Genomic DNA, 13,615 nt, shown 5'->3' on the forward strand with positions numbered 1-13,615 from the left:
ATTCGGTCAACGCAGTCGTCCGTTCGGACAGTTTGCTGTCTACAAACACTGCATAATCCGGCATCTTGCCTTGCCGTCGGCTCGTGTGCGAGCCATCGTCTGTGCAGCACGATCGAACGGGATCGGGCCAGATCGGCTTGCTCGGCCACCCCGACACGCCGACTCAATTGAGTGACGTTAAGAGACTTTCCATATACGAGCAGTGATGACTGGCCGGCGCGGTCGGCGTCTCCGGACGCCGACCCGCGTCACACAAACGGTCCGGGTCAGGCTGCTCTTTCTCTTTGACACTCGTCGTGATGGAATCTCGGGGGCCCGACCTGTGAGTCGATCGTGTGCGGTGCCAGGAGACCCGATGGCCGGGTCCACATCAGGAGGACGGTGACGTGAGCAAGCGCCCCAAGACGGCGAACGCTGTCATGTCGCGTCTCCGCCGGCCAGCCGGCCGACTGCGAGACCTCCCGATCTGGTCCAAGCTGGGTCTCATCATGCTCGTGCCGACGCTGGCGACGATCGTCGTCGGCACGCAGGGCTTGATCGACCACATCGACGAGGCGGCCAACGCCGACCGTGCGCGGACCCTGTCCGTGCTGTCGCAGGCCGCCGGTGGACTGGTCGACCACCTGCAGAATGAGCGTGCCTTCGCCATTCGCATCGCGACGACCAAGCCCAACACCCCGGAACGCGCCGAAGCCGACCTCGCCTTCCAGCGTGAGCACCCGAAGGTCGAGGCGGCCAAGCTGCCGTACCTGCGGCAGAAGACCTCCCTGGGCGAGGACAACCCGCAGCAGGTGAAGACCCTGCTCGTGCGGCTGGACCGCAACCTCGAGGAACTGCCCTCGCTGCGCAGCCAGGCGGCCAAGGCCAACCTGGAGCCGGACGAGCTCGCCGCCGGTTACACCCCCCTGATCGACGACCTGCTCAACGTCCGGGACGCCTCGGCCCAGCTCGCGCTGGACACCGAGCTCAGCAACCGACTGCGGGTCGTGGCCGGTGTCGCCCGGTCCAAGGATTACATCTCCCAGCAACGTACGGTCGGCCATGAGGTGCTGGGCGCCGGGGACTTCACCACCCCGTTGCGCCGCAAGTTCCTGCTGACCGACACCGGCTTCCAGATCTCCGACGCCGCGATGCGTCAGGTCGCCACCAACGCGGACAAGGCGCTCGTCGACCGCGTCGTCACCGGCACGGCCGAGCGCGCCGCCACCAACCTCACCAACCCGCTGCAGAACCTCGCTGCGAACCGGTCCACGCAGATCCCGTTCAACCGGGAGCAGTGGGAGACCGCGATGGTCGGCTACAACGACCTGTTCCGCAGCGTGGAGAACCGCCTCGACGGCGAGATCGTGGCCCAGGCCACCGACATCCGCGACGACGTGCAGCGCCGGGTCTTCATCGAGACCAGCATCCTGCTCGGCATGCTGATGCTCGCCATCGTCTTCGCCTGGCTGGTCGCCCGGTCGATGGCCCGCTCGCTGCGGGAACTGCGCCAGGGTGCGCTCAACGTCGCCCAGTTCGGCCTGCCCCAGGCGGTCGAGCGGCTCCGTGACCCGGCGCTGACCGGCTCGCTCACCCCGGCCCAGGTGGCCGACCAGGTCGCCGAGCCGCTGCCGGTGCGCAGCCGAGACGAGTTCGGGCAGGTGACCGAGGCATTCAACGCGGTCCACCTGGAAGCCGTCCGCACCGCGGCCGAGCAGGCCGCCTTGCGCTCCTCCGTCTCGACGATGTTCGTCAACCTTGCCCGCCGCTCGCAGATCCTGGTCGACCGGCTCATCGGTCACCTGGACCGCCTCGAGCGCGGCGAGGAAGACCCGGACCGGCTGGCTGAGCTCTTCCAGCTCGACCACCTCGCCACCCGAATGCGCCGCAACGACGAGAACCTCCTCGTTCTCGCCGGTGCCGACTCCACCCGTATCCAGCGCGAGCCGGCCGCCCTCATCGACGTGCTCCGCGCCGCGCAGTCCGAGGTCGAGCACTACACCCGCATCGAGTTCGGCATGATCGACCGGGACATCGAGGTGTCCGCCCACGCGGTCAACGACATGGTCCACCTGGTCGCCGAGCTGTTCGACAACGCCACCGCCTTCTCCCCGCCGAACTCCCACGTCGTGGTCGAGGCCCGGCGCCTGGGCGACGGTGTGGTGCTCTCGGTGGAGGACCGCGGCATCGGCATCAGCCGTGAACAGCTCCGCGACCTCAACGAGCGGCTGGCCAACCCGCCGATGGTGGACGTCGCCGTCTCGCGGATGATGGGCCTCGTCGTAGTCGCCCGGCTGGCGAACCGGCACGGCGTCAAGGTCGAGCTGCGCAACGCTGACACCGAGCGCGGCACGGTGGCCGACGTCGGCCTGCCGATCGGCGTGCTCGCCACGTCGGCCACGGCCGCACGGATTCCGGCTGGCGCCGGTGTGGGCGCCTTCGGCGGCGCCGACTCCTCCGCCCGTCCCGCCTTCGCCGAGCCGCTTGCGCTCGAGAGCGGCAGCAACGGCCGTGGCGGCTACCCCGGTGGGCGCCCCTTCGACCCGAACCCGCCGATGAACAACGGCGGCATGCTCGGCACCGGCAGCGGCCGCGCCGTACCCGCCTGGTCCGACCTCACCGGTGCGCCCTCGAACGGCTTCGAGTCGGCCTTCGGTGGACCGGCCAACGGTTCCGGGTCGTCGTCGCACGGCAACGGTTTCGGCCAGACCAACGGCACCAACGGCATGGGCGGACCCAACGGCTTCTACGGCCCGCGCAGCAACGAACCGCTTCCGCCGCTGCCGCAGGCCGGCCCGCAGAACTTCGCCGGCGGCGAAGGCCTGCCGCAGCGCCGCAACGGTGAGACCTTCCGCCCCGACGACACGGGTTCGTTCGGTCACACCATCCCGCGCCAGCTCCCGCCGAGCCCCGAGACGCAGAGCCGTTCGTCATTCGTGCCGCCGGTTTCCGCGCCGCCGGTCCCGTCTGCCCCGCCGTTCGCGGGTGGCCGGCCCATCTCGGCACCGCCCGTCTCGGGTCCGCCGGTCTCGGCCCAGCCGATCGCCGACCGCCCGGTCTCGGCCCCGCCTAGCATGGACCGTCCGCTGTCCGCGCCGCCGAGCATGGATCGTCCGTTGTCGGCCCCGCCCAGCATGGATCGTCCGCTGTCGGCCCCGCCGAGCATGGACCGCCCGCTGTCCGCGCCGCCCAGCACCGATCGTCCGTTCTCGGCCCCGCCGAGCGCGAACCGGCCGCTGTCAGCGCCGCCCGCCGCGAACCCGCCGGCCTGGCCGCCGGTGTCGGCCGACCGGGAGAACGGCACCCCGCCGGTCCCGGAAAACCTGGCCGCCGCCCTGGACCTGACCGCCGAGTTCCCGCACTACCGGCGCTCCGGCGCCGGAGCGAGCCCGGCGCCCACCCAGAACGGCACCCCGGCCGGCGACACCGCCACGTCGAGCGAGGCCGAACGGTCCGCAGCGGCCGCCGCGGCAGCGCACGAGGCAGCGACCCAGCAAGCCGCGGCCGCCCAGGCGACCGCCGCCGCGCAGATCGCCGCCGCCCAGGCTGCGGCCCGCCAACGTGCCAACGGCGACGGGTCGGCCAAGTTCGCCGACGAAACCATGGAGCTGCCGATCTTCCGGGAGCTCGAGTCGGCCTGGTTCACCACGGCCCGCCCGGCGGACGCCCGACCTGCCACCGACAGCCGTACCACCGCCGAGCCCGAGGCGCCGGCAGTGGCCGACACCGAGGCCGAGGTCGTCAGCACCCAGCGCTTCTCCACCGGAGACCCGGCTCGGACGGCCACCGTGCCGCAGCAGGCGTCCTCGCCCGAAACGCGCGACAACGACCGCGACCCGGCACCCGTGGGTGCCGTGGCGAACGGTGCGGCTAACGGTTCGGCCAGCACAAACGGCACTTCTGGTCCCGGCGGACCGGTAAGCCCCTGGCAGACCGCTGCCGATGAAGGATGGCAGGCGGCCCGCAAGGCAGCCGAGATGCCGGTGGATACCACGACAACGGCCGGGCTGCCGCGCCGTACCCCGATGGCGCAGCTCGTCCCGGGCGGCGTCGACCGGGCCGAAACCTCGGTGCAACGCCGTACGCCGGAAGCGGTCCGTGGGCTACTGTCCGCGTACCACCGCGGCGTGCAGCGCGGTCGCACCAAGGAACAATCGACCAACTCGGAGGAAACTCCGGGAGGGCAGCAGTCCTCGCAGGCTGGCAAGGAGCATGAGGCATGACAAGTACGCAGGATCTGGGTTGGCTCCTCGCCAACTTCGCCGACCGCGTTCCCGGGGTTGCGCACGCGATCGCGGTCTCCGCCGACGGTCTGCTGCTCGCGGCCTCGCGGGACCTTCCGCGTGACCGTGCCGACCAGCTGGCGGCCATCGCCTCCGGCCTGGTCAGCCTCACCCAGGGCGCCGCACGGTGCTTCGAGGGTGGCGCGGTGCTCCAGACGGTCGTCGAGATGGACAACGGGTTCCTCTTCCTGATGTCGATCTCCGACGGCTCCTCGTTCGCCGTGCTGGCGGCTCGCAACTGCGACGTCGGCCAGGTCGGCTACGAGATGGCGCTGCTGGTAGACCGCGTGGGCGAGGCTCTGACGCCGGCACCCCGCTCAGCGGCCGGGGTTCTCGGCTGAACGGATGGTTCACCGGATCCGTCCGGTATCTGTCCAAACGCTTGACAACACGAGACACTTCTATGGGCCTAGGGATGGGGTGAGCGGTGACGATGCCCGAACGCGATGAGCCGACCGGCGCACTGGTCAGACCGTACGCCGTGACCCGTGGCCGGACTCGGCCCAAGCTCGAGATCGCGCTGGAAGCGCTCGTCGAGACCACCGTCCGCGGCCGTTCCACCGGGACCGGCCGGGGCGGAAGCGAACACCAGTACATTGCGGCGATGTGTGACGGCGGCAGAGTGCAGTCGCTGGCCGAAATCGCCGCACGCATGCAACTACCGCTCGGCGTGGCTCGAGTGATCGTCGCCGACATGGCCCACGACGGGCTGGTGGCGGTCTACGAACCGACATCGCTGGAAGATGAGTCCGACGTGGTAGGTACGGAACTGCTGGAAAGGGTGCTGAGTGGACTTCGCAGGCTCTGACATGGCGCGACGGCCGGCCGCCGGACGCGTGACATCGGCGAAGATTGTCATCGCCGGTGGGTTCGGCGTCGGTAAAACGACGCTGGTGGGGTCCGTCTCGGAGATCACCCCGCTGACCACCGAGGCGATCATGACCTCCGCCGGCGTGGGCGTCGACGACAACCGGCAGGTGCCGGGCAAGACGACGACCACCGTGGCGATGGACTTCGGTCGCATCAGCATCGACCGCGACCTGATCCTCTACCTGTTCGGCACCCCCGGACAGACGCGGTTCTGGTTCATGTGGGACGAGCTGGTCCGGGGCGCCATCGGTGCCGTCGTCATGGTGGACACCCGTCGCCTCGCCGACTGCTTCGCCGCCATCGACTTCTTCGAGCACCGGCGGCTGCCGTACCTGGTAGCCATCAACTGCTTCGACGGCATGCAGTACCACAACGCCCAGGACGTTCGCGACGCCCTCGCGATCTCCAGCGACGTACCCGTGGTCAGCTGCGACGCCCGCAACCGCGAGTCGACGAAGAACGTGCTGATCTCCCTGGTCGAGTACGTCCTCACGATGCGTCGCTCGCGCGCGGTCGCACCCGCCTAACCGCCCGTCGAAAGTCCCGCTCCGTCCGCCGGAGCGGGACTTTTGCATGCCCGCGGTCGCGTCGCAGCACCACGGGCTTCCGTCCGGAAAGGCAGCACCACGGGCTTCCGTCTGGAAAGGCAGCACCGCCGGCTCGTCCGGAAAGGCAGCACCGCCGGCTCGTCCGGAAAGGCAGCACCGCCGGCTCCAATTTGGCGGATGGACACCCTTGCCGGAACCGTGCCACCGCGACCTTGTGACCGTGGCAGGGAGGCCGTGTGGAGGTTTCGTGGACGGCCTTCCGCGGGTCACGACCGCGCATGCAAGATCATCGCCATGGATTTCCCCTGGGAAGACGATGATCAGCCGACTAAGCCGTCCATCACGGCGGCGTGGATCAGGCGCGGCTTATGGCAGGCCGCCCTGAGTAGTGTCGGCTGGCTTCTGGTGATTCCCGCCTGGTGGCTCGTCGAGACGCCGCTGCTTGTCGGGTCGATCGTCGGGTGGTCGATCTCGTTGATGGTCGTGCTGTTCGCTGTGCTCGTCTCGACGACGGCGATCCTCATCGCCTGCATCCGCGGTGCTTGGGGAGTCGCCGTGGTGAGCTTGTGTCTGACCGCTGTCGCCGTTGTCGTCGTTGCGCAGCAAGATTCCCAGGCCTACCCCGTCGACTACCGGTATCGGCTGCATCGGGCCGCGCTCGCCGAACTGGCCGACGACTACCAGGCCGGCCGCTTGGCTGACGGATGGGCTCTGCCGACCGACATACGCTCCCTCTGCCCGTCCGGATTCGCGTATGCCACTCCGACCGTGTTGTTTGTGCAGCTGTGGCAGAACTGGCGAGCCGAATCGGGTACTGGACTAGCGTATTTCGCCACGCCGTCCACCGAGCCGACGCCCATGGCGACAGCCTCGGGCGATCTCGGACATCCGATCCGGGAACTGGGCGACGGCTGGTGGTGGGTGGCGTGACAGTCACGGCGCCGGCTGCTTCCGACAGCTGCTCCTGGCCCAACCCAAGCGATCGAGCTGGACGTGATGAGCGATGCCGCGGCGGCCACCTTGAGGCAGCCGAGGACTTCCCTTCGCGCCGCCGAGAACGCCTCGCGCGCCCCCGGAACGGAACGCTGAGCGACGAACAACCGCGAGTCTCAGGAAGTCCTAGCCTCGGAGGCGTAGCCTCCTACGCTCGAACTGAGGGCGAGTGGATCAACGGCTGGGGTAGCCCGCGTTCCGGTAGTCCTCGACCTCCTGGCCGTCGCGGCTGAAGTCCCAGCCGCCGGCCGCTTCGCGACCCGGGCGACCGCCGATCGCGTAGCCGCCGATTTCTTGGCCGCGGCGCCAGCCGCGGAAGTAGCCGGTGGTGTGCGCGGCGATGCTGGCTGCGTCGCGGACGATGCGCAGGGGGCGTTCTTCGCGCAGCGGGGAGCCGGGCACCAGGTTGGCCTGCGGGACGCGCTTGGGCAGACCTGCCGATGTCGAGGCGGCCACCGCGGGCGCCGAGGCTTTTTCTGCCGCACGCCAGCCGGTGTCCATGGGGCTGGTCCAGTCGAGGTCGGCGGGCGCTGGCGCCGACTCTTCGTGACCGGTGAACCAGGCTGAGCGGGCCGCGGCGAAGATCAGCAGGTCGCCGTCGCCCTCGTCGGGGACCGGTGGGGTGGTGCTGCGGTCCAGGGCGGTGAGTGTGGGGGCGGTACGGCGGATCGGCGTCCGGCCGTTGCGGCCGCGGTCGTCGACCAGGCGCAGGGGCGGCGGTTCGGCGATTCCGGCGAGGTCTGCCGAGGTGGTGGTGAGGCCAGAGTCGATGAGGCGTAGGGCGGGCGGCTCCTGCGGCATGTCCTGCCACGGGGGCTTGACTCGACCGTCGGCGGGCGGGCTGCTCACGGCGGCGGCTGGTGGTGCGGCTGGTTCGTCGCTGTTGAGTAGCGGCCAGTTGGCGCGGGAGCCCGGCTCCGGGGCCTCCGGCATGGTCGCGCGCTGGACCGGCATGGGCAACGAGTAGTCGGTGGCGCCGTTGGTGCCGCCGGTGCGGGTGCTTGGCGGGATGACCGTGCGTTGGCGTTCGGCGCGAGCGCTGCTCATGGCGGCGTTGGTGAGGGTGGGCCGGAACGGCTGGCCGGAGTCGGCCGGCGGCACCGAAGACGGCCGCGCGCCTGGCGTGATGGGGGTCATGCCCGGCGGGGGCGGGGGCACCGAGACGGGCCGGCTGGCTGGGCCCGCAGTGCGACCCGGCAGGTCACCGGCCGGGCCACGCGTGGGGAGGTCTCCCGGATTGCGTGCGGGCAGATCTGCCGGGTTGCGGGCCGGAAGTTCTGCTGCGGGCGTACGGCCGGGGCTCGGGTTGCGGGTGGGCAGGCTGGCGGCCGGGGCGATCGGCGGCGGCGCGACCGGGCGCGGGGCCAGGGGCGGCGGCATGATCGGTTCCGGGGCGACCGGCGGGGTGGTCATGGGGCGGGGCGTGGCCGGGCCGTTGCCGGCGGCTGCGGGCTCGGGACGGCTGCGGCGGCCGATGCGCTGGGCGGCGCCGGCGGTGCGGGTGGGCAGTGCTGCGGCCGGGTCGACCGCACGGCGGGCACCGGCCTGGCGGCGGCCGGAGCCGCTGGTCTGCTGGCTGGCTCGAGCGGCGAGCGTGCTGACCAAGGCCTCGCAGGCGGCATCGCAGGAGCGGACGGCGGCGACCGCGTGCCGAATGGTGTCGGCGGCCGCCGGGGCCAGGGCCTTGTTGACGCCGCCGCGGCGGGGCGACTCGCTTATCGCCACGACCAGGGCGGTGACGGCGGAGACGACCTGGTCTTCGGTGCCGGCGCCGGCGCGAGTCAGCTCGACGGCGACTTCTTCGGCGACCTGCTGGGCGTCGGCGTCGCCGCGGGCGGTGAGACGGCCCGGTTCGGGCAGCGCGTCCAGCACGGCCAACGCGAGCGGGTGGGCCGGATCCGGGTACGCCCGCAGCGCCGCCGGATACAGCTCGCGCAGCACTTCGCGCAGCGCGATCGCGGCGGAGTGCCGCCCGTTGAGCATGGCGACGTGGGCGGCGAGCACCGGCTTGTAGCTGACCAGTTCCCGGGGAGCGGGGATGGTCACGGCAGCGATGGCCCCAGCCTGGAGTGCACGGGCGAGGCCCACGGCGCGCCGGGCGGCGGGCGGTGCGGCGATTTCCTCTGCGGAGTCATCGTCGGAGAAACGTTCGGCGAAGTCGTCGGCGGAGTCGTCGTCGGCGACCACGAGCGGGCGACCGGCGGCGGTCAGCAGGGAGGTGACCATGTGGTCGTCGCTGTCCGCGGCCACCGCGACCTCGGCGAAGCCGCTGGTCCGTTCCACGAGCAGCGTGCCGAGCTGGGCGTACCCGGCCGGGTCGTCGCTGATTTCGTGGACGCCGAGCAGCCGGCCCGCGTCGTCCACCACGGCGATGGTCAGCGCCGATCCGGCCGAGGCCGAACGGACCGTCTCATCAGCCGACGCGAGACCGCAGTACACGCGCACGAGCGCCACGGCGTCGTCCTCCTCCCCAGGGACAGCTTTTTCGACCAAGGACTGATGGTCCCTGGTGAGGGGTCAGTCGCGCCAGTCCACAGCGGCAGAGATCTTGCCGATGACCGAGCGCCATCCCAGACTCGCCTGCTGCGCACCGATTTTACGGAGCTTGCGGCGACCGAAGAAACCGCCCATTCCGCCACTTTCTGCGGACCGCAGGGACTCGTCGAGGTCATCGAGTGGCGAGCCGGGAGCCAACGCCAGGATCACGGGCTTCAGATGCAACGCGTGTCCCAGGTCGCGGGCCACCTCGCCCGCAGCGATGAGCAGCGGCAGGTCCCAGGTGTCGTGGCCGCCGCGGAGGTTTTCCACCACGAGGTCCAGTTCGTAGCGGTCCTCCGGCAGCGGGTCGATGTCGGACGACTGTACCCGCTTGGCCACGGTGTCCCAGGTGTCCAGTTGTGCGAGATCGTGCGGAGCACCCGATTGAATGAAGGCGACCAGCGATTCGGGGGTCTTGAAGGCCAGCAGTTTGCCGCGGTGGCTGAGGAAGACGGGCACCTCTTCGTCGTCCGGCTGGTTGGCGCCGGTCGTGGTTGCCTCGGGCTCGTCGTCCTTGAAGTCCTCGGGGTCGGGCTCTTCGACGATCTCGCCGTCCTCGTTGCGCAGGACCTCGCCGGACTTGCGGGACTTGGCGTCCTTCGGGTCGGCTTCACCCTCCGCGACCAGGGCGGAGAACTCGTCGTCGACGATCACGCCCTCTTCCTCGGCGGCCCGGGCGGCGGCGGCCCGCTCGCGTGCCAGGAACGGGTCGTCCTCGTCGATTTCGACCTCGGTCGGGGTGAGGTCGACGGCGGGGCGGTGCGCGCGCAGGGTCAGCGCGACGCCGCCCGGCATGGCGATCTCGACCGGCGAGACCCGGACCTCGTCCCACAGCCCACGGCCGGACGGGCCTTCTTTGACCGACGAGGTTCCTGCGGCCTCTTCGGGCGACTGGCTGGCCACGCTGACCTCCGGGTTGGTTCTCGCGAGCGATGCGGGAAGGGTGAGTCTGGGCACACACCTTAGTGGTCGAAGCTGGAAGCTTTCCGACCGCGGTCGGAAACACCGCATCCGGCGGGTCAGAAGCCCTTCGGGTGCCAAACCGTCTTGGTCTCCAGCAACGCCGTCATGGCGCTCAAGCCGGGGTCGGCGGAGAAGTCCGTCGCCTCGACCGGCGGCCGGATGACCCGCTTGAGGTTGCCGGCTGCGGACCGTTCCAGGTCGGCGGCGAGCGTTGGGTCGGCCATGCCGGTCAGGTCGAGCGCGTTGACGTCATCGTGCGAGGCCAGCCAGGGTGCGGTCTCGGCGGCCTGCCCGGTGAGGATGTTGACCACTCCACCCGGCACGTCGGAGGTGGTCAGGACCTCGGCGAGGGTGATCGCGGCCTGCGGCGCGGCGGCGAGCACCACGACGGTGTTGCCGGTGACGATGGCCGGGGCGATCACGCTGACCAGGCCCAGGAAGGACGCCGGCGCCACCACCGCGACGACCCCGGTGGGCTCCGGCGCGGAGAGGTTGAAGAACGGGCCGGCGACCGGGTTGGCACTGCCGTGCACCTGGGCGATCTTGTCGGACCAGCCGGCGTACCAGACCCAGCGGTCGATCGCGGCGTCGACTTCCGCGGCTGGCACGCCGCGGGCCACGAACTCCGCGTGCCGTGCCTCGATCATCTCAGCGACCCGGTAGAGCACCTGGCCGCGGTTGTAGGCGGTCGCCCCGGCCCACTTGGGCTGCACTTTGCGTGCCGCGACGACGGCGTCCCGCGCATCCTTGCGGGACGCGAGCGCGACGTTGTCGCCGTCCACGAGATAGGTCCGTCCTGATTCGCTGCGCGGGAACGCCCCGCCGATGAAGAGCTTGTAGGTTTTGCGGACCGGCAGCCGGCCGCCTCCATGGGACCGGGCGACGGCGGCGACAGTGGCGGGCGCCGCGGCGGCCCCGGCCTTGACCGGGGAAGAGCGCCGGACCGCCACTGCTTTGCCGGTCACGGTGCCCGGCTTCCGCGAGCGGGACGAGGATGACTCAGGCAAGGTACGCCTCCAAGCCGTGCCGGCCGCCTTCACGGCCGTACCCGGACTCCTTGTAGCCCCCAAAGGGCGAGGTGGGGTCGAACTTGTTGAAGGTGTTGGCCCACACGACGCCGGCGCGCAGCTGGTCGGCCGCGGCGAGGATCTGCGAGCCCTTCTCGGACCAGATGCCGGCCGACAGCCCGTACGGGGTGTTGTTGGCCTTCTCGATCGCCTCGGCCGGGGTGCGGAAGGTGAGCACCGACAGGACCGGGCCGAAGATCTCCTCGCGGGCGATCCGGTGTGCCTGGGTCACCCCGGTGAAGATCGTCGGGGCGAACCAGAACCCCTGATCCGGCAGTTCGCACGGCGGTGACCAACGCTCGGCGCCTTCCTCGGCGCCGATGTCGGACAGCGTACGGATGCGGTCCAGCTGGTCCGCCGAGTTGATGGCGCCGACGTCGGTGTTCTTGTCGAGCGGGTCGCCGACCCGCAGGGTCGCCATCCGGCGCTTGAGGGCCTCGATGACCTGGTCGTAGACCGACTCCTGGATGAGGAGGCGGGAACCGGCGCAGCAGACGTGGCCCTGGTTGAAGAAGATGCCGTTGACGATGCCCTCGACCGCCTGGTCGATCGGCGCGTCGTCGAAGACGATGTTGGCGGCCTTGCCGCCGAGTTCCAGGGTGAGTCGCTTGCGGGTGCCGGCGACCGAGCGGGCGATCTGCCGGCCGACCTCGGTGGAGCCGGTGAATGCCACCTTGTCGACGCCCGGGTGCTCGACCAGGGTGCGGCCGGTGTCGCCGGCGCCGGTGACGATGTTGACCACGCCGGGCGGCAGGTCGGCCTGCTGGCAGATGTCGGCGAAGAACAGCGCGGACAGTGGGGTGGTCTCGGCGGGCTTGAGCACGACCGTGTTGCCGGCGGCGAGCGCCGGGGCGATCTTCCATGCCAGCATGAGCATCGGGAAGTTCCACGGGATGACCTGGGCGGCGACGCCGAGCGGCCGGGGGTCGTCGCCGAAGCCTGCGTACTTCAGCTTGTCGGCCCAGCCCGCGTAGTAGAAGAAATGCGCCGCGGCGAGAGGCAGGTCGACGTCGCGGGACTCGCGGATGGGCTTGCCGTTGTCCAGCGACTCGAGCACGGCCAGCTCGCGGGAGCGTTCCTGGACGATGCGGGCGATGCGGAAGAGGTATTTGGCCCGTTCGGCACCGGGGAGAGCGGCCCACGGCCCGGCCGCGCGTCGGGCTGCGGCCACGGCTCGGTCGACGTCCTCGGGACTGGCGGTGGCGACCTCGGCCAGGACTTCCTCGGTGGCCGGGTTCACGGTCTTGAAGACCCCGCCGGCGGAGGCGACGAATTCACCGTCGATGAAGAGACCGTACGAGGGCGCGATGTCGACGACCGAGCGGGACTCGGGCGCGGGAGCGTATTCGAACATTCCCATCAGTCCAGGGTGAAGTAGTCGGGACCGGCGTAGTGGCCGGTGGTGAACTTGGTGCGCTGCATCAGCAGGTCGTTCAGCAGGGACGAGGCGCCGAACCGGAACCAGTCCGGGTCGAGCCAGTCGTCGCCGACCGTTTCGTTGATCATCACCAGGTACTTGATGGCGTCCTTGGTGGTGCGGATGCCGCCGGCCGGTTTGACGCCCACCTGACGGCCGGTGCGGGCCCGGAAGTCGCGGACCGCCTCCAGCATCACCAACGTGACGGGCAGGGTGGCCGCCACCGGCACTTTGCCCGTCGAAGTCTTGATGAAGTCGGCGCCGGCCAGCATCGCCAGCCAGGAGGCGCGGCGCACGTTGTCGTACGTCTGCAGCTCGCCGGTCTCGAGGATCACCTTGAGGTGCGCCTCGCCGCACGCTTCCTTGACCGCGACGATCTCGGAGAACACGTGGTCGTAACGGCCGGCGAGGAAGGCGCCCCGGCTGATCACCATGTCGATCTCGTCGGCGCCGCCGGCGACGGCGTCCCGCGTGTCGGCGAGCTTGACGTCGAGCGGCGCCTGGCCGGACGGGAAGGCCGTCGCCACGCTCGCGAGGTGGACGCCGGTGCCGCGCAGCACCTCGGCGGCGATGGGGACCATCGCGGGATAGACGCAGACCGCGGCGACGGCCGGGCAGCTCTGGTCGGCGGGGTCGGGCCGCAGGGCCTTGGCGGCCAGCGCGCGGACCTTGCCGGGGGTGTCGGCGCCTTCGAGAGTGGTCAGGTCGACCATCCGGATGGCGAGGTCGATGGCGGCCTGTTTGGCGCTGGTCTTCACCGACCGGGTGCCGAGGGTCGCCGCCCGCGCCTCGACCCCGACCTTGTCGACCCCGGGCAGCCCGTGCAGGAAAGACCGGAGATCGAAGGCGGAACCGGACAGGTCGCCGGATAGCCTCGACGTCGTCGTCGCAGTCATGAAAAGGATCCTACGCGGCCCACCGACAGTTGATCTTGGATAACCCCGGTAGGTTGAGCGC

At 70.5% G+C, this 13,615-nt stretch carries 10 protein-coding genes; 5 read left to right on the plus strand and 5 right to left on the minus strand.

Annotated elements, in window-relative coordinates; translation table 11 throughout:
• Nucleotides 1-386 precede the first annotated feature (386 nt).
• The 5 genes from ACIA1L_RS28505 (at nucleotide 387) to ACIA1L_RS28525 (ending at nucleotide 6,610) form a co-directional block, all read left to right on the plus strand.
• Entirely contained in the window at nucleotides 387-4,202 is a 3,816-nt protein-coding gene (locus ACIA1L_RS28505; RefSeq protein ID WP_396076071.1) for a nitrate- and nitrite sensing domain-containing protein, read from the plus strand.
• Entirely contained in the window at nucleotides 4,199-4,603 is a 405-nt protein-coding gene (locus ACIA1L_RS28510) for a roadblock/LC7 domain-containing protein (protein WP_396076072.1), read from the plus strand. The genes ACIA1L_RS28505 and ACIA1L_RS28510 overlap by 4 nt, the downstream gene beginning before the upstream one ends.
• 92 nt (nucleotides 4,604-4,695) lie before the next feature.
• The gene (locus ACIA1L_RS28515; RefSeq protein WP_396076154.1) at nucleotides 4,696-5,070 is read left to right on the plus strand and encodes a DUF742 domain-containing protein; all 375 of its coding nucleotides are present in this window, start codon (nucleotides 4,696-4,698) and stop codon (nucleotides 5,068-5,070) included.
• 1 nt (nucleotide 5,071) lies between these two features.
• Nucleotides 5,072-5,659 (plus strand): GTP-binding protein, encoded by a 588-nt coding sequence (locus ACIA1L_RS28520; RefSeq protein WP_396076073.1) that lies wholly within the window; start codon nucleotides 5,072-5,074, stop codon nucleotides 5,657-5,659.
• 198 nt (nucleotides 5,660-5,857) lie between these two features.
• Nucleotides 5,858-6,610 carry a hypothetical protein gene (locus ACIA1L_RS28525; RefSeq protein ID WP_396076074.1) on the plus strand — a complete coding sequence of 251 codons (753 nt, stop codon included), beginning with the start codon at nucleotides 5,858-5,860 and terminating at the stop codon, nucleotides 6,608-6,610.
• 237 nt (nucleotides 6,611-6,847) lie between these two features.
• On the opposite strand, the gene ACIA1L_RS28530 is transcribed toward ACIA1L_RS28525, so the two are convergent.
• The 5 genes from ACIA1L_RS28530 to deoC all read right to left on the minus strand — a co-directional run bounded on the left by ACIA1L_RS28530 (nucleotide 6,848) and on the right by deoC (nucleotide 13,554).
• Nucleotides 6,848-9,127 (minus strand): transposase, encoded by a 2,280-nt coding sequence (locus tag ACIA1L_RS28530; RefSeq protein WP_396076075.1) that lies wholly within the window; start codon nucleotides 9,125-9,127, stop codon nucleotides 6,848-6,850.
• Between the two features lie 63 nt (nucleotides 9,128-9,190).
• Nucleotides 9,191-10,114 (minus strand): DNA primase, encoded by a 924-nt coding sequence (locus tag ACIA1L_RS28535; RefSeq protein ID WP_396076076.1) that lies wholly within the window; start codon nucleotides 10,112-10,114, stop codon nucleotides 9,191-9,193.
• A 116-nt stretch (nucleotides 10,115-10,230) separates the two neighbouring features.
• Nucleotides 10,231-11,031, minus strand: coding sequence for an aldehyde dehydrogenase family protein (locus tag ACIA1L_RS28540; protein ID WP_396076155.1), 801 nt, complete (start codon nucleotides 11,029-11,031; stop codon nucleotides 10,231-10,233).
• 142 nt (nucleotides 11,032-11,173) lie between these two features.
• A complete protein-coding gene (locus ACIA1L_RS28545) occupies nucleotides 11,174-12,595 on the minus strand; it encodes an aldehyde dehydrogenase family protein (RefSeq protein WP_396076157.1) in 1,422 nt (473 codons plus the stop codon).
• A 5-nt stretch (nucleotides 12,596-12,600) separates the two neighbouring features.
• Nucleotides 12,601-13,554 (minus strand): deoxyribose-phosphate aldolase, encoded by a 954-nt coding sequence (deoC, locus tag ACIA1L_RS28550; protein ID WP_396076077.1) that lies wholly within the window; start codon nucleotides 13,552-13,554, stop codon nucleotides 12,601-12,603.
• Nucleotides 13,555-13,615 lie beyond the last annotated feature (61 nt).

The sequence above is a fragment of the Actinoplanes sp. NPDC051859 genome (assembly GCF_044452725.1).
Classification (GTDB): Bacteria; Actinomycetota; Actinomycetes; order Mycobacteriales; family Micromonosporaceae; genus Actinoplanes.

Bases quoted from the DNA above. Each gene is read 5' to 3' on its own strand.
- ACIA1L_RS28510 (WP_396076072.1), top strand. From the start codon at position 4,199: ATGACAAGTACGCAGGATCTGGGTTGGCTCCTCGCCAACTTCGCCGAC.
- ACIA1L_RS28515 (WP_396076154.1), top strand. From the start codon at position 4,696: ATGCCCGAACGCGATGAGCCGACCGGCGCACTGGTCAGACCGTACGCC.
- ACIA1L_RS28520 (WP_396076073.1), top strand. From the start codon at position 5,072: ATGGCGCGACGGCCGGCCGCCGGACGCGTGACATCGGCGAAGATTGTC.
- ACIA1L_RS28525 (WP_396076074.1), top strand. From the start codon at position 5,858: ATGGACACCCTTGCCGGAACCGTGCCACCGCGACCTTGTGACCGTGGC.
- ACIA1L_RS28545 (WP_396076157.1), bottom strand. From the start codon at position 12,595: ATGTTCGAATACGCTCCCGCGCCCGAGTCCCGCTCGGTCGTCGACATC.
- deoC (WP_396076077.1), bottom strand. From the start codon at position 13,554: ATGACTGCGACGACGACGTCGAGGCTATCCGGCGACCTGTCCGGTTCC.